The following is a 15,800-nucleotide window of genomic DNA, read 5'->3' as shown; positions in this document are numbered from 1 at the left end:
CATGCCAGACCCGATCCATACGCTCGGCATCAACGCCGCCTTCCACGACAGCGCCGCGTGCATCGTGCGCGACGGCGTCGTGATCGCGGCGGCCGAGGACGAACGCTTCACGCACGTGAAGCACGCGAAGCGCCCGGTGCCGTTCTCGACCTGGGAGCTGCCTTTCCACGCGATCGACTATTGCCTCGCGGAAGCCGGCATCACGCTCGCGGATGTCGACCACGTCGCGTATTCGTACGACCCGTGGTTCGAACTCGATCGCGAAGGCACCGCGCCGGCGCTGACCCTGCCGCTGTCGCCGTCCGCGCATGCGCCGCGCGAGGACGGCGCGTCGCCGTGGCATCCGCTGTTCCTGTCGTCGATCGTCAACGCGCCGCGCCAGCTCGCGGGCGGCGCGCCGCATCATCTGCAGCGGCGTTTTCGCGGCGTCACGCACGACGGGCCGTTCCGCTGGCATTTCATCGAGCACCATCTCGCGCACGAGGCGAGCGCGTTTCTCGCGGCGCCGTTCGAGCGCTGCGCGGTGATGACGATGGACGGGCGCGGCGAGCGCGCGACGACGAGCTACGGCGTGTTCGACGGCCGCTCGTACCGGCGGCTCGGGCAGGTGAACCTGCCGCATTCGCTCGGGCTGCTGTACGAGCGCGTGACGCGCTATCTCGGCTTCCTGCACTCGTCCGACGAATACAAGGTGATGGCGCTCGCGTCGTACGGCAAGCCGGTGTTCGCCGACGAGATGCGCAAGCTCGTGCAGTATCGCGGCGAAGGGCGCTATGAAGTGGTCGACGCGGACCTGGCCGCGCTGTTCGGTGCGCCGCGCGAGCGCGGCGGCCCGATCGAGCCGCATCACTGCGACATCGCGCATGCGCTGCAACTGGTGCTCGAGGAGACGACGCTGCGGGCGGTCGACTGGCTGGCCGCCGAGACCGGCGAGCGGCAGCTCGCGATGGCGGGCGGCGTCGCGCTGAACTGCGTGATGAACGCGCGGATCCGCGATCGCGGCCCGTTCGACGACGTGTGGGTGCAGCCGGCCGCCGGCGACGCGGGCACGGCGCTCGGCGCCGCGCTGTGGACCGACTTCCGGATGCGCGGCGCGCGCGGCGACTGGCGCATGGATCACGCGTATCTCGGCCCGGCCTACGACGACGACGCGATCGAGGCGTTCCTGAAGGAGGCACAGTTGCCGTACCGCCGGCTCGCCGACGTCGCCGCGCAGACGGCCGCGCTGCTCGCGGCGAACCGCGTGATCGGCTGGTTCCAGGGGCGCATGGAGTTCGGCCCGCGCGCGCTCGGCGCACGGTCGATCCTCGCGTCGCCGATCGACCCCGACATGCAGCGCAAGCTGAACCGGATCAAGGATCGCGAGGATTTCCGGCCGGTTGCGCCGGTCGTGCTCGAGGATCGCGCGCATCACTGGTTCAGCGGCGGCCGGCGCACGCCGCTGCGCGCGCCGTTCATGCTGTTCGTGTACGACGTCCTGCCCGAGCGCGCCGACAAGATTCCGGCGGTGCGCCACATCGACGGCACCGCGCGCGTGCAGACCGTCGATGAAACCCAGCATCCGCTGCTGCATGCACTGCTGACCGAGTTCGACGCGCTCACCGGCGTGCCGGTGCTCGTCAACACGTCGTTCAACACGCGCGGCGAACCGATCGTGTGCTCGCCGCGCGATGCGATCGAATGCTTCTGGACCTCGCCGCTCGACGCGCTCGTGATCGGCCCGTTCCTGCTGGAGAAGCCGAGATGAACATGCGCGACACGCACGTGGCGCCGGTCGTGTCGGTCGTCGTGCCGACCTACCGGCGGCCCGATCTGCTCGAACGCTGCCTCGATGCGCTGTGCGTGCAGGCGTTCGATCCGGCCACCTACGAGATCGTCGTGGTGGACGACGATCCGGCCGGCAGCGCGCGCGCCGTGGTCGATGCGTGCCGCGCGCGCGTGACCGACGTGCCGGCGATCCGCTACATGACGGCGCCCGACACGCAGGGGCCGGCCGGCGCGCGCAACGTCGGGTGGCGCAGCGCGGACGGCGCGCTGATCGCGTTCACCGACGACGACACGATTCCCGATCCGGCCTGGCTGCGCAACGGCGCGGCCGCGCTGCTGGCCGCGCCGTCGGCGGCGGCCGCGGCCGGCCGGATCGACGTGCCGTTGCGGCCGTGCCCGACCGACTACGAACGTGACGCGGCGGGGCTCGCCCATGCGGAATTCGCGACCGCGAACTGCTTCGTGCGGCGCGCGGCGCTCGAACGCGTCGGCGGCTTCGACGAACGCTTCACGCGCGCGTGGCGCGAGGACGCCGACCTGATGTTCGCGTTGCGCGAGCACGCGGGGCCGATCGTCGAGGCCGATGCCGCGCGCATCGTGCATCCGGTGCGTCCCGCCCGCTGGGGATCGAGCATCGGCGCGCAGTCGAAGGTGTATTTCGATGCGCTGCTGTACAAGAAGCATCGCGCGACCTACCGGCGCCATATCCGGCCCGTGCCGCCGTGGCATTACTACGCGGCCGTGCTCGCCGCGCTCGGCGCGCTCGGCTGTTTCGCGGCCGGCTGGCCGGCGCCGGCCATCGTGTGCGCGGCGGTGTGGGCCGCGATTACCGCCGGGTTCTGCGCGAAGCGATTGCGCGGCACGCAGCTCACGCCGTCGCATGTGGCCGAGATGATCGTCACCTCCATCGCGATTCCGCCCGTGTCGCTGTACTGGCGCATGCGCGGCGCGCTTCACTTCCGTGTGCTTTTCCTTTGACGTCCCCCTACCTTTCCTTCCCGCCATCCATGGCGGGGTTTCCCGGAGCAGATCGTGATGAAGCTCGATCCAGACCTCGATTCCGACGGCCCGCGCGGCCCGAAACGGATCGCGGTGTTCCGCGCGCTGCAGCTCGGCGACATGCTGTGCGCGGTGCCCGCGCTGCGGGCGTTGCGGCGCGGCGAACCCGATGCGCGCATCACGCTGATCGGCCTGCCGTGGGCGCGTGAATTCGCGTCGCGCTTTTCGGACTACGTCGACAGCTTCATCGCGTTCCCCGGCGCACCGGGGCTCGGCGAGCAGCCCGAACCCGACGCGGCCACGCGCGAGGCATTCATCGCCGAATGCCGCGCGCGCGACTTCGATCTCGCGATCCAGTTGCACGGCAGCGGCGCGCACACGAACGCGATCGTCGCGTCGCTCGGCGCGGCGCGCACGGCCGGCTTCGTGCCGGCCGACGGCGGCACGGCCGCGCTCGACTGCGCGCTCGTGTGGCGCGACGACGAGCCGGAAGTGACGCGCTACCTGGCGCTCACGCGCAAGCTCGGCTACGCGGACTGGGGCGACTTCCTCGAATTCCCGCTCGGCGGGCTCGACTACGCGCTGTGGCACGTGCTCTGCGACGAACATGGGCTGGATCCCGGCCGCTACGTGATCGTCCATCCCGGCGCGCGGATGGCGTCGCGCCGCTGGCCGGTCGAGCGCTTCGCGCTGGCGGCGCGGCAGCTCGCCGACGACGGCTGGCAGATCGTGCTGACCGGCACGCGCGCGGAACTGGCGCTGGCCGCCGCATTCGCCGAGCATCTCGGGCGGCCGTGCGTGAATCTGTGCGGCCGTACGCCGCTCGGCGCGCTCGCCGCGCTGATCGCCCGCGCGCGGCTGCTGTTGTGCAACGACACGGGCGTGTCGCACGTGGCGGCGGCGCTCGGCACGCCGAGCATCGTCGTCGCGTGCGGTAGCGATACGGCCCGCTGGGCGCCGCTCGACGCCGAACGCCATCGCGTACTCGCGAACTACCCGGCATGCCGGCCGTGCATGTTCGATACCTGTCCGTACGGGCACGAGTGCGCGACGGCGATCGGCGTCGGCGACGTGATCGAGCGGGCGGGCGAACTGCTCGCGGAGGAGAAGCGCCATGTCTGTTAAGCGGTTGCGCGTGCTGACCTGGCACGTGCATGGCAACTATCTGTATTACCTGTCGCAGGCGCCGCACGATTTCTACATCGTGACGAAGCCGCAGCATCCGCCCGGCTATGCGGGCCGGGTCGGGCACCTGCCGTGGGGCGACAACGTGCACGAGGTGCCGGCCGAGTGCGTGCGCGACACCGAATTCGACTGCGTGCTGTACCAGCACGTGAAGCATTACCAGCACGACCGCCTGCGGTTGCTGAGCGAAGCGCAGCGTGCGCTGCCGACGCTGTTCGTCGAGCACGATCCGCCGCGCGAGCATCCGACCGACACGCTGCATCCGGTGCAGGACCCGAACGTGTTGCTGGTGCACGTGACGCCGTTCAACGCGCTGATGTGGGACAACGGCGTGACGCCGACGCGCGTGATCGAGCATGGCGTGCTGGTGCCCGAAGGCATCGAGTATCGCGGCACGCTGCCGAAGGGCGTGGCCGTCGTGAACAATCTCGCGCGGCGCGGCCGGCGCCTCGGCGCGGATCTGTTCGAGGTCGTGCGGCACAGCGTGCCGATCGATCTCGTCGGGATGGGGTCGGCCGAACTCGGCGGGATCGGCGAGGTGCCGAACCCCGCGCTCCCGCAGTTCCTGTCGCACTACCGGTTCTTCTTCAATCCGATCCGCTACACGAGCCTCGGGCTCGCGGTGATCGAGGCGATGATGATCGGGCTGCCGATCGTCGCACTCGCGACGACGGAGATGGCACAACTCGTGAGGACCGGCAGCAACGGCGTGGCCGATACGCGGCCGGGCGTGCTGATCGACGCGATGCGCATGCTGATCCGCGATCCGGACCTGGCGCGCGAGTGGGGCGCGGCGGCCAGGCGCGACGCGTGCGAGCGATTCGGCATCGAACGCTTCGCACGCGACTGGGACGCCGCGCTGCGCGACATGACGGCGTGACGCGCCGACGCGACGGCGGCGGCGTGACCCGCCGCGCTCACGGCGTCGTCGCGGACGGCGACGCAGGCGGCGCAGCGGGGGCGCCGCCGCCGTTCGATGCATTCCCGGCCGGTGGCGCGTTGCCGCTTGCCGCGTTGCGCTCGCTTTCGGACAGCAGCGCGAGCCGGTTGTACAGCGTTTTCAGGCTGATGCCGAGCGCCTTCGCGGTGCGCGGCTTGTCGCCGTTGAAATGCCGCAGCGACGCGACGATGAAGCGCTGCTGTGTGTGCGCGAGCGTCGTGCCGATATGCAGCGTCATCGCGTTGTGACGCACTTCCTCGCGCGGCGGCGGACGGCGCGGCAACTGCAGTTCGATCTGCTCGTCGGCGAGGATGAACGCGCGCTCGAGTGCGTTGCGCAGTTCGCGCACGTTGCCGGGCCACGTGTAGGTGCGCAGCGCCTTCATCGCCTGGGTGGACAGCCGCTTTCGCGTGCGGTGCCGCGCGTTCAGCCGTTCGACGATCTGCACCGCGATGTCGCCGACGTCGTCCTCGCGCTGCCGCAGCGCGGGCACGTGCAACGCGATCGGCGCGATCCGGTAGAACAGGTCCTCGCGCAGCCTGCCGCTGCGCATCGCCTCGACCGGATCGTGATGCGTGGCCGCGACGATCCGCACGTCGAGCGGAATCGGCTCGTGACCGCCCACGCGCACGATCGTGTTGGTTTCGAGCGTGCGCAGCAGCTTGACCTGCAATTCGAGCGGCATCTCGGCGATCTCGTCGAGAAACAGCGTGCCGCCGCGCGCGGCTTCGAACATGCCCACGTGCTGCGCGACGGCGCCCGTGAAGCTGCCTTTCTCGTGACCGAACAACTGCGACTCCGCGATGTCCTTCGGAATCGCGCCGCAATTGACGGGCACGAACGGGCCGCGACGGCGCGGGCTCATGTCGTGAATGAGCCGGGCGACGATATCCTTGCCCGCGCCGCTTTCGCCGACCACCAGCACACTCACGCGGGTGGCGGCGACGCGCGACACTTTCAGCAGCAGATCCTGAATTGTTCGCGAACGACCGAACAGTCGCGTGCCGTCATCGTGGGATTTCGACATGGGGTAATAACCGGATTGGGAAGTTTTGACCGAATGTGTCGTGGCCAGGTAGAAACGACGTGACACACGTCGTCTTTCAGGTGCTCAGAATACCTTTTATGCCGATTCGCCGACATTGAATCTGGCAATGCGGCTTGCGTCGGCGGATAGATTTATTCGATGGGCGACGAATGCGAGACACCGTTCTTCTATACTGCTAAGCACGCGTTTTCATTGCAGGACAGCTTGTCTGCGATTCGTGTGCAGCGTGGAGGATGCCGTCGTGGGCTCTGTGACGCGCATTGCGCTGCACGTGTCGCGGCGCCGGCCGATGTACGCGCCGGCCCGCATTACAAGGAGCCTCGATGCCTTACGTCCTGATCGTCGAAGACGACGCCGATACGCGAACGATGCTCGCCACGCTCGCACGCACGCAGCAGCTCTCGTGCGATACGGCCGCGACGCTTGAAGAAGCGCGCACGCTCGTCTCGACGCATACCCCCGATCTCGTGCTGTGCGACCTCGTGCTGCCCGATGGCAACGGGATGGATCTGTTCGACGCATTGCCCAAGCGCGGGCATTGCGAAATGGTGCTGACCACCGGCCACGCGAGCCTCGAAACCGCGATCGACGCATTGCGGCGCGGCGCGAGCGACTATCTGGTGAAGCCGCTCAACATGCAGCGGCTGAACAGCATCTTCGCGCGCGTGCCGCGCACGACCGCGCTGCACGAGGAAATCGCGGAGCTGCGCTCGGAGCTGCAGCGCCTCGGCCGCTTCGGCCGCATGCTCGGCAGCTCGCCCGCGATGCAGGCCGTCTACGATGCGATCGGCCGCGTCGCGCGCACCGAAGCGTCGGTGCTGCTCACCGGCGAATCGGGCACCGGCAAGGAACTCGCCGCGCAGACGGTGCACGACCTGAGCCTGCGCCGCCGCGGGCCGTTCCTCGCGGTGAATTGCGGCGCGATCGCCGCGAACCTCGTCGAGAGCGAGATGTTCGGCCACGACCGCGGCAGCTTCACCGGCGCCGAACGCCAGCACAAGGGCTTCTTCGAACGCGCCGACGGCGGCACGCTGTTTCTCGACGAAATCACCGAGATGCCGCTCGAATCGCAGGTCAAGCTGCTGCGCGTGCTGGAAACCGGGCGCGTCACGCGGCTCGGCTCGACGCGCGAGATCGACGTCGACGTGCGCATCGTCGCCGCGACGAACCGCGACCCGGAAGCCGCGATGGCGGACGGCAAGCTGCGGCCCGACCTGTTTCACCGGATCAACGTGTTCCCGATCCCGCTGCCGTCGCTGCGCGAACGCGGCGACGACATCCCGATGCTCGCCGATGCGTTCCTGCAGCGCTACAACGAGGAGAGCGGCCGCAACCTGCGCTTCTCGCCGGCCGCGCGCGAAGCGCTGAAGACCTACGAATGGCCGGGCAACGTGCGTGAGCTGCGCAACTTCGTGCAGCGCGCGAGCATCTTCACCGATGCCGACGTGATCGACACGCTGCCGCCGCCGATCATGGACGAGCTGTCGAGCATGGTCGATTCGCACGAGGATCGCGTGACGGTGCCGTTCGGCACGCCGCTCGAGGAAGTCGACCGCAAGCTGATCCTCGGCACGATCGCCCAATGCGGCGGCGTGAAGGCGCAGGCGGCCGAGGTGCTCGACGTCAGCCTGAAGACGATCTACAACCGGCTCGCGCAACTGGAAGACGAAGCGGAAAAACCCGATTCCTGATGCCGCTACGATCGCGTTCACGTTCCCGCTCATGTGCCCCTTCCGGTCTCGCGGCGCGTATCGCGCTCGAGCAGACGGCGCATGTGTTCGATCCGTGGCGGGATCGTGCGTCGTTCGCGCAGGATCCACGGCAGCCCGGCGAACGTGCGCACGATCGCACGTTCGCGGCGCAGGAGCGGCAGCATGCGCACCGTATGCAGCCACGCGGCGGCGGCGGGCCATCTGAGCCACGCGGTCCACACCGCGTTGCGGGCGGCGGTGTGCGCGCGCATCGTCCGGTCGCGCCGCGTCGACGGATGGTGATGGACGGTCAGGCCCGGCGCATACACGAGCCAGTGGCCGGCGCGATACAGGTCGAGCGCGAGCAGCGCTTCCTCGCCGCCGAGGAAGTAGCGCGGATGGTAGCCGCCGGCGCGCACGAACGCGTCGCGCCGGAATGCGGTCGCACCGGCCAGCAGCCCGAGGATCGGGCGGCCGGGCAGCGCGACCGGCGCGTCGAGCGGGCTGTCGGCCATCAGCCGGCAGGTCGGGTCCTCGCGCTCGTCGGGGCCGACCAGCACGCGTGCGGTGACGGCCGCGACGTGCGGATACGCGTCGAGCAGATTCGCGGCTTCGGCGATCGAGCCGGGCGCCCACCACGTGTCGTCGTCGCAGAACGCGACGTGGCGCGTGCGGGCCGCGGCGACGCCGAGATTGCGGCCGGCGGCGCCGAGATTGCCGGGCGCGTGCACGAGCGCGACATGCGGGTAGCGCTCGCGGATCAGCGTGGCCGTCTCGGCGTCCGCCGCGTTGTCGACGACCACGATCGCCGGCCGGTCGGGCAGCGCGGAAAGGTGGTCGAGCGTGCGCGCGAGTTCGGCCGCGCGCCGGCAGGTCAGCACGATCGCGGTCACGCGCGGCTCCCCCGGCGGCAGCGCGACGCGCGCGGGCGTTACGCGGACGTGACGTCGCATTCGAGCCGCCAGATCGTTTCGGGTTCGCGGAGAGCGGCACGCATATGAGGCTCGAGCAGCGTGACCTGGCTGGCATAGGCGTCGACGGCGGCGGCTTTCGCGGCGGCGCCGTCCGTCCCGCTGGCCGGCGGGGCGACCGGATGCGCGAGCCAGCCGTGCTCGCGCCAGCCGGCCACGCGCTCGGCCATCAGCCCGTCGATGCGGCGGTAGGGCGCGTCCTCGTAGAAGCGCCAGACGCGCGACGCATCGTCGTCGCGCAGCAGGCGCAGCATGGCTTCGTGCACCTGCAGATGATCGCGGTGGAACAGGCCGGCCGGCGCGAGCACGCCGAAGCCCGGGTGGGCGTCGATCACCGCGGCCACGCGTGTCGCGATCGCGGTCGACGTAGTCGGTATGCCATACTGATCGTCGAGGAAGTCGAGCCACACGGGGCGGGCGTCGAGCAGCGCGAGCGCGCGGCGGTCTTCGTCGCGGCGCGCGCGCATCGCTTCGTCGGCGTGGCGAAACCCCGCGCGGCGGTCCCACGGCGGCGCGGGCGTGCCGGGTGGCGGCATCCCCGCGAAGACGGTCACGACGATCGAGCCGGGCGCGTGCGCGAGCAGTTGCCCGCAACTGAAGACGGCATCGTCGAGATGCGGCGAGACGACGAGCCAGCGTGTCGGGTCGGGCATGGCGTGAAGATCTCCATCGTGAGCGGCCGGGCCGCCGGTGCGAATCGGCCAGCATGCGGGCCAGCACGCGCCGTGCCTGCCGGCGGCATCCGCGCCGGCCGCCGCCGACTGTCCCAGCAGGAGCGTGTCCGATGACCGAAATTGCACGGCCGCAGGCCGGAAATTACGCGACGGCCGTGATGCTGGTCGCGATCGCGACCGTGCTGCAGACGCTCGCGATCCGCTTCGGCGGCGTGAATCTGCCGTTCGTGTTGTATTACCCGCTGCTCGCCGGCGCCGCGTGGGTGACGTCGTTCCTGTTCGGCATCGTGTCGACGGTGGTCAGCGGGCTGCTCGTGTGGACGCTGTTCCTGTCCGATCCGGCTGCCTATACGGCGCCGCTGCCCGACCGGCTCGTGCAGCTCGGCACGTTCATGCTGATCGGGGCGCTGGTATGCGCGGTCGCGTCGATGCTGCATCGCACGCGCGTCACGAGCGATCGCGCGCGCCGCCGCGAGGCCGCCGCGCGCCGGCGGCTCGAAGCCGTGCTGCGCGCGCTGCCGCACGGCGTGATCGCGACCGATCCGACGGGGCGGCTCACCTATCTGAACGCGGCCGCGGCCGAACTCGTCGGCTGCGAGCCGGACGAGGCGATCGGGCGGCCGGTGCGCGATGTATTGCGGATCGTCGATCACGAAGGGCGCCGCGTGCAAACCACGCCGCTCGATCGCGCGCTCGGCGGGGCCGAGGCGACGTCCGACCGGCATTGGCTGCGGGCCGGCGACCACGATCCGGTGCCGATCGTCGCGGTCGCGTCGCCGATCGGCGACGCGGACGGCAACCTCGACGGCGCGGTGCTGCTGTTGCGCGATGCTGGCGCGGAGCGCGCGCGCGTGGACGCATCGCGGCTCCAGCAGGCGGTCGTCGAGGCGTCGCCGGATGCGATCGTCGGGATCGACGCCGACGGCCGCATCGCGAGCTGGAACCCGGCCGCGCAGCGGATCTTCGGTTACGACGAGGCCGACGCGCGCGGCCGCCGGCTCGACACGCTGATCGCACGGCGCTGGTTGCGGCTCAATCCGCTCGCCGATACGTTCGACGCGATGCGCGAGCCGGTCGGGCCGGTCGAACTGCTGTGCGTGCGGCGCGACGGGCGGCGGTTTCGGGCGACGGTATCGGCGTGCCCGGTGCAGGGCGACGCGCGGGCCTGCGTCGCGCTGTCGCTGACACTGCGCGAAACCGGTGCGCAGCGCCGCCGCGACCTGCGGGCGCAGCGCTCGCTGCAAGGCGCCCGCGATGCGCTCGACCAGGCCGACACGTCGAATCGTCTGAAGGACGAACTGCTGGCCACGGTGTCGCACGAATTGCGTACGCCGCTGAACGTGATCTACGGGTGGATCGAGGTGCTGCGCAACACCGACGACCACGCGTTGCAGCATCAGGCGATCGACGCGATCGACCGCAGCGCGCGTTCGCTCACGCGGATGGTCGGCGACATCCTCGACGCGTCGTCGCTCGCGACCGGCAAACTGCGGCTCGATGCGACGCCGGTCGACGTCGTGCGGCTGTTCTCCGATCAGGTCGGCACGTTCCAGACCGCGGCGTCGTCGGCCGGCATCATGCTCGAATTCGACTGCGACGCCTCCGCGTGCATCGTGTCGGGCGACGCCGAGCGGTTGCGGCAGATGCTGTCGAATCTCATCTCGAATGCGATGAAATTCACGCCGGCCGGCGGCAGCGTGACTGTCCGGCTCGCGCGCGACGATGCGCATGCGGTGCTGACCGTCACCGATACCGGGCAGGGCATCGCGACGGAGTTCGTGCCATACGTGTTCGACATGTTCCGCCGCGCGGACGATTCGCCCGCGTCGCCGCGGCGGGGGCTCGGTCTCGGCCTGTCGATCGTGCGGCACATCGCGGAGCTGCACGGCGGCCGCGTGACCGTCGCGAGCGCGGGCCGCGATCGCGGCACGACGTTTACGGTGACGCTGCCGGCCGGGTGGCAGCCGGCCGGCGCGATGGCGTGGGGCATCGTGCAGGCGAGCGGCCGCCGCGACGCGCTCACGCTCGATACGCAGCGCATCCTGATCGTCGACGACGACGCGACCACGCGCGCGAGCCTCACGGCCGCGCTGACCACGCTCGGCGCGGCCGTCGCGATCGCGTCGTCGGGACGCGAGGCGCTCGCGATGGCGGCCGACATGCGCCCGACCGTCGTGCTGTCCGATCTCGCGATGCCCGACGGCGACGGCTTCTGGCTGCTGGAAGCGTTGCGGCGCGGCGCGCTGAACGGCGACGGCGGGCCGCCCGACGTGCGCGTGCTGGCCGTCACCGCGCACGCGGGCCTCGCCGACGAACGCCGCGCGCTGGAGGCCGGCTTCGACGGCTACCTGTGCAAGCCGGTCGACGTGCGCGAACTGGCGCGCAAGATCGCGCACGTGACGAAGCGCGACGGTTGACGCGTTTCGTCCAGCGGCGGCCGGCCGCCCGTCAGGTGGTCGGTGCCGGCCGGTTCTGCGTATGGACCTGCGCGAGCAGATGCGACGCGATTCGCGTGCTGCGCACGAGATCGCCGGGCGTGTGGTGCGTGACCTGGCGTTGAATGAAGTACCGCGCGGTATGCGCGAGCCCGTTCGCGAGCGTCGTCGTCGCGCGCCAGCCAAGCCGCTTCTGCGCGGCGGCGAGATTCGGCCGCCGCTGGCGCGGATCGTCGGCCGGCAGCGGCCGGAACTCGATCGGCACCGTCGCACCGACGATTCGTACGACTTCCCGCGCGACGTCGATCATCGCGATCTCGACGTCGCTGCCGAGGTTGACCGGCTCGCTCGCGTCGCCCGCTTCGTCCATCAGCCGGATCAACGCGTCGATCATGTCGTCCACGTAGCAGAACGAGCGCGTCTGCTTGCCGTCGCCGTAGACGGTCAACGGCTGTTCCGCGAGCGCCTGCGTGACGAAGTTCGACACGACGCGCCCGTCGGCCGGATGCATGCGCGGGCCATACGTATTGAAGATCCGCGCGATCCGCACGTCGACGCCGTACTGGCGGTGATAGTCCGCGAACAGCGTCTCCGCGCAGCGCTTGCCTTCGTCGTAGCACGCGCGGATGCCGGTCGGATTGACGCGGCCGCAATAGTGCTCGTCCTGCGGATGCACGTCGGGGTCGCCGTACACCTCGCTCGTCGATGCCTGCAGGATGCGCGCCTTCACGCGTTTGGCGAGGCCGAGCAGGTTGATCGCGCCGTGCACGCTGGTCTTCGTCGTCTGCACGGGGTCGCGCTGGTAGTGAACGGGCGACGCAGGGCATGCGAGGTTGTAGATCTCGTCCACTTCGACGTAGAGCGGAAACGTCACGTCGTGCCGCATCAGCTCGAAGTTCGGCGCATCGAGCAGGTGCGCGATGTTGTCCTTCGTGCCCGTGTAGAAATTGTCGACGCACAGCACGTCGTGGCCCTCCGTCACGAGGCGCTCGCACAGATGCGAACCGAGAAAGCCGGCGCCGCCGGTGACGAGGACGCGTTTTCGATCGTAGCCCTTCATTACGTATTCTCCTTGCGGTGTGCGAGCACGCCTTGCGTGGTGCCGACCGGCGTGCGCCGGCCGGTGGCCGCCGACGTGCCGGCGCGCTGCGCGCGGGCGACGTCGCGGTAGATGTCGACGAGCCGGTCGGCGACGCCTTGCCAGGTGTAGAAGCGGTGCGCGCGCAGGTAGCCGGCGCGGCCGAGCGCCGCGCACAGGTCCGGTTGCGCGCGCAGTTGCACGAGGCGCGCGGCCAGCGCGGCCGGGTCGCGAGGCGGCACGAGATAGCCGGTGGCGCCGTCGTCGACGGTCGTGCGGATGCCGCCGACGTCGCTGCCGATCACCGGCGTCGCGCATGCCATCGCCTCGACCGGCGTGATGCCGAACGGCTCGTACCACGGCGTCGTCACGAACACGTCGGCCGCGCTGTAGTACAGGTGCAGCGCGTCGCGATCGCGGCGGCCCACGAAGGTCACGCGGTTCGCGATGCCGAGTGCGTGCGCGAAGGCGGCGAGCCGCGCGAGTTCCGGGTCGCGCGCGGGGTCGGGCGTGGGCTGGCTGCCGCCGACCACGTACAGGTGCGTCGGCCGTTGCGGATCGCGCGGCATGCGCGCGAGCGCGTCGATCACGGTATCGATGCCCTTGCGCGGCACGAGGCGGCCCAGTTGCAGTATGACGAATGCGTCCTGCGGCCAACCCAGGCGTGCGCGCGCATCGACGCGCGGCACCGGCCGGAATTCCCGCGCGTCGAAGCCGCACGGCACGATCTCGATACGTGCGGTGTCGGCGCGATAGTGCGTCGTCAGGTCGAGCGCGTCCTGCGGGCATTCGGCGATCAGGCGGTCCGAGCGGCGCGCGAGCGTGTCCTCGATCGCGAAGCGCGCGTCGGGGAAGCCGTCGGCCGTGCCCTGGTGCAGCCGCCGCACGCGGCCGAGCGCATGGAACGTCATGACGAGCGGGATGCCGAGCGCCTTTTTCACGCGCAGCGCGGCGTCGCCGGACATGAAGAAGTTCGCGTGCATCACGTCGACGGGGTCGGGCTCGCGCCGCATGCGCGCGATCATGTACTGCGCGAACGCGCCCATGTACGGCAGCAGCCGCTCCTTGGGCACGTCGGTCGGCGGCCCGGCCGGCACGTGGATCACGCGCATGCGCGGGCCGATCGGCACGACTTCCGGCAAGTGCGGATTGTCGCAGCGCGTGTAGACGTCGACGTCGAGGCCGCGCTCCTCGAGCTGCTTCGCGACGTTCGCGACATAGATGTTCTGGCCGCCGGCATCGACGCCGCCGATCACCCCCAGCGGCGATGCATGTTCACTGATCAACGCGATTCTTTGCATGGTCTTGCTCCCGATATCGGGGCCGCGCACACGGGCCGCCGTTACCCGTCGCTCGGCAATCGGCATGCCCGCTGCATTGCGGGGAAAACCGCTTCCCCGTGTGCCGAAAAAATTACAACGCGTTGGATGAAAGGGCGTCTGATCGCGCTGGCGTGCATGCATGCGGCGCACGCGGCGCGGCACGCGACTTGCGCGGCTCCCGTTCACCTGCCGGCGCGTCCGGCTTGACGAAAAGGAGGTCACGATGAAGGTATCCCCGCTACCAGCCCGCTCCCCGCGAATCCGCCGTCAACGCGCGCTGCGCACCGGCATGGCGGTCGCGATCGCCGCGGCCACCGCGTGCATGGTCGTCGCGCCGAACGCGGTCGCCGCCGGCGACGACGGCGCCGCATCGTCGTCGACGTCGTCGTCGCGTTCGAGCACCGGCACGAAAATCCGCGACGCGACGATCACGACCAAGGCGAAGGCCGAGCTCGTCGGCACGAGCGGCCTGTCGGCCGGCGACATCCACGTGAAGACCCGGCACGGCACCGTGACGCTCACCGGCAGCGTGCCCGACGAGCAGCAGCGCACGCAGGCCGTCGGCGTCGTCAAGCAGGTCGACGGCGTGCAGGACGTGCGCGACCAGTTGACCATCCGGCCCAAATAACCGCGCGTCGACCGTCACAGGAGTCCAGCGATGAACTGCATGCTCAAACCGGTCGGCGAACAGACGATCGTGATTACCGGCGCGACGAGCGGCATCGGTCTCGTCACCGCGCGCAAGGCGGCGCGGCGGGGCGCGAAGCTCGTGCTGTTCGCACGCAACGAGGACGCGCTGAACACGCTGTGCGAGGAAATTCGCCAGCACGGCGGCCTCGCGGTGCCGGTCGCCGGCGACGTCGGCAACATCGAGGATCTGCAGCGCGCGGCCGCGACGGCGGCCGATACGTACGGCGGCTTCGACACCTGGGTCAACAATGCCGGTGTGTCGATCTTCGGGACGGCGGCCCAGGTGCCGCTCGAGGATCAGCGCCGGCTGTTCGACACCAACTACTGGGGTGTCGTGCACGGCTCGCTCGTCGCGGCCGACCATTTCCGGCGCAAGAGCGATTTCCACGGCGGCGCGGTCATCAACATGGGCAGCGAGGCATCCGACGCGCCGGTGCCGCTGCAAAGCGCGTACGTCGCATCGAAGCACGCGGTGAAGGGCTTCACCGATTCGCTGCGACTCGAGATGGAGGCCGACCACCTGCCGGTTTCCGTCACGCTGATCAAGCCGGCCGCGATCGACACGATGTTCGTGATGCACGCGAAGAACTACATGAACGTCGAGGCGAAGCTGCCGCCGCCGATCTACGACCCCGACCTGGTGGCCGACGCGATCCTGTTCGCGGCCGCGCATCCGCGCCGCACGCTGTTCGTCGGCGGCGCCGCGAAGTTCACGTCGGCGAGCGCGTACCACGCGCCGCGCCTGTTCGATCGCGTCGCGGCCACGCTGTTCTCGCGCGGCCAGCGCACGGTGCGGCCCGCGCGGCCGCGCGACGACAACGCGCTGTACGACTCGCGCCATGCGCTGCACGAGCGCGAAGGCATGGAAGGCCCCGTGCTGCGCAGCTGTGCGTACAACACGGTGGTGCAGCGGCCGAAGGTTGCCGGCGCGGTCGCGCTCGGCGCGGCGGCGCTGATGTTTGCCGCGTTCGCGCGCGCACGCCGTCCGTCCGCGTGATTT

The 15,800-nt window shown here is 70.2% G+C and carries 13 protein-coding genes; 8 read left to right on the top strand and 5 right to left on the bottom strand.

The annotated features are described in order from the left end of the window. Window position 1 precedes the first annotated feature (1 nt). Genes C5F75_RS33795 through C5F75_RS33780 form a run of 4 tightly spaced genes read left to right on the top strand, consistent with a single transcriptional unit; the run spans window position 2 to window position 4,831 of the window. On the top strand, window positions 2–1,747 hold the full coding sequence (locus C5F75_RS33795) for a carbamoyltransferase family protein (RefSeq protein ID WP_089466123.1): 1,746 nt from the start codon (window positions 2–4) through the stop codon (window positions 1,745–1,747). Beyond that, entirely contained in the window at window positions 1,744–2,745 is a 1,002-nt protein-coding gene (locus tag C5F75_RS33790; RefSeq protein ID WP_059575004.1) for a glycosyltransferase family 2 protein, read from the top strand. Before C5F75_RS33795 ends, C5F75_RS33790 begins: the two co-directional genes overlap by 4 nt. Window positions 2,746–2,802: 57 nt before the next feature. Continuing rightward, window positions 2,803–3,891 carry a glycosyltransferase family 9 protein gene (locus C5F75_RS33785; RefSeq protein ID WP_059575006.1) on the top strand — a complete coding sequence of 363 codons (1,089 nt, stop codon included), beginning with the start codon at window positions 2,803–2,805 and terminating at the stop codon, window positions 3,889–3,891. Further along, on the top strand, window positions 3,881–4,831 hold the full coding sequence (locus tag C5F75_RS33780; protein WP_059575008.1) for a glycosyltransferase: 951 nt from the start codon (window positions 3,881–3,883) through the stop codon (window positions 4,829–4,831). Before C5F75_RS33785 ends, C5F75_RS33780 begins: the two co-directional genes overlap by 11 nt. A 37-nt stretch (window positions 4,832–4,868) precedes the next feature. Here C5F75_RS33780 and C5F75_RS33775 read toward each other — a convergent pair whose 3' ends face one another. Next, the gene (locus C5F75_RS33775) at window positions 4,869–5,918 is read right to left on the bottom strand and encodes a sigma-54 interaction domain-containing protein (RefSeq protein ID WP_089466124.1); all 1,050 of its coding nucleotides are present in this window, start codon (window positions 5,916–5,918) and stop codon (window positions 4,869–4,871) included. Between the two features lie 344 nt (window positions 5,919–6,262). Here C5F75_RS33775 and C5F75_RS33770 point away from each other — a divergent pair, with 344 nt between their 5' ends. Beyond that, window positions 6,263–7,630: a sigma-54-dependent transcriptional regulator gene (locus tag C5F75_RS33770; protein WP_059575013.1), complete on the top strand. Its 1,368-nt coding sequence runs from the start codon at window positions 6,263–6,265 to the stop codon at window positions 7,628–7,630. 29 nt (window positions 7,631–7,659) lie between these two features. On the opposite strand, the gene C5F75_RS33765 is transcribed toward C5F75_RS33770, so the two are convergent. Both C5F75_RS33765 and C5F75_RS33760 read right to left on the bottom strand, forming a co-directional pair. Beyond that, window positions 7,660–8,583, bottom strand: coding sequence for a glycosyltransferase family 2 protein (locus C5F75_RS33765; RefSeq protein ID WP_104013360.1), 924 nt, complete (start codon window positions 8,581–8,583; stop codon window positions 7,660–7,662). Continuing rightward, window positions 8,562–9,254: a PIG-L deacetylase family protein gene (locus C5F75_RS33760; protein ID WP_089466126.1), complete on the bottom strand. Its 693-nt coding sequence runs from the start codon at window positions 9,252–9,254 to the stop codon at window positions 8,562–8,564. Before C5F75_RS33760 ends, C5F75_RS33765 begins: the two co-directional genes overlap by 22 nt. A 131-nt stretch (window positions 9,255–9,385) precedes the next feature. On the opposite strand from C5F75_RS33760, the gene C5F75_RS33755 reads away from it, so the two are divergent. Beyond that, complete coding sequence (locus C5F75_RS33755) at window positions 9,386–11,692, top strand: hybrid sensor histidine kinase/response regulator (protein WP_089466127.1); 2,307 nt, start codon at window positions 9,386–9,388, stop codon at window positions 11,690–11,692. Window positions 11,693–11,723: 31 nt separating this feature from the next. Here C5F75_RS33755 and C5F75_RS33750 read toward each other — a convergent pair whose 3' ends face one another. Then, the gene (locus C5F75_RS33750) at window positions 11,724–12,770 is read right to left on the bottom strand and encodes a UDP-glucuronic acid decarboxylase family protein (protein ID WP_059575017.1); all 1,047 of its coding nucleotides are present in this window, start codon (window positions 12,768–12,770) and stop codon (window positions 11,724–11,726) included. Next, entirely contained in the window at window positions 12,770–14,089 is a 1,320-nt protein-coding gene (locus C5F75_RS33745; RefSeq protein WP_089466128.1) for a glycosyltransferase family 4 protein, read from the bottom strand. Before C5F75_RS33745 ends, C5F75_RS33750 begins: the two co-directional genes overlap by 1 nt. A 244-nt stretch (window positions 14,090–14,333) precedes the next feature. Between C5F75_RS33745 and C5F75_RS33735 the strand changes: the two genes are divergently transcribed. Together C5F75_RS33735 and C5F75_RS33730 are read left to right on the top strand one after the other, a co-directional pair. Next, the gene (locus C5F75_RS33735) at window positions 14,334–14,738 is read left to right on the top strand and encodes a BON domain-containing protein (RefSeq protein ID WP_059575206.1); all 405 of its coding nucleotides are present in this window, start codon (window positions 14,334–14,336) and stop codon (window positions 14,736–14,738) included. Window positions 14,739–14,768: 30 nt separating this feature from the next. Further along, on the top strand, window positions 14,769–15,797 hold the full coding sequence (locus tag C5F75_RS33730; RefSeq protein ID WP_104013359.1) for an SDR family oxidoreductase: 1,029 nt from the start codon (window positions 14,769–14,771) through the stop codon (window positions 15,795–15,797). The last annotated feature ends 3 nt before the right edge of the window (window positions 15,798–15,800 follow it).

The organism is Burkholderia anthinoferrum, assembly GCF_002925705.1.
Classification (GTDB): domain Bacteria; phylum Pseudomonadota; class Gammaproteobacteria; order Burkholderiales; family Burkholderiaceae; genus Burkholderia; species Burkholderia semiarida.
This window is presented reverse-complemented; position numbering and strand designations above follow the sequence as displayed.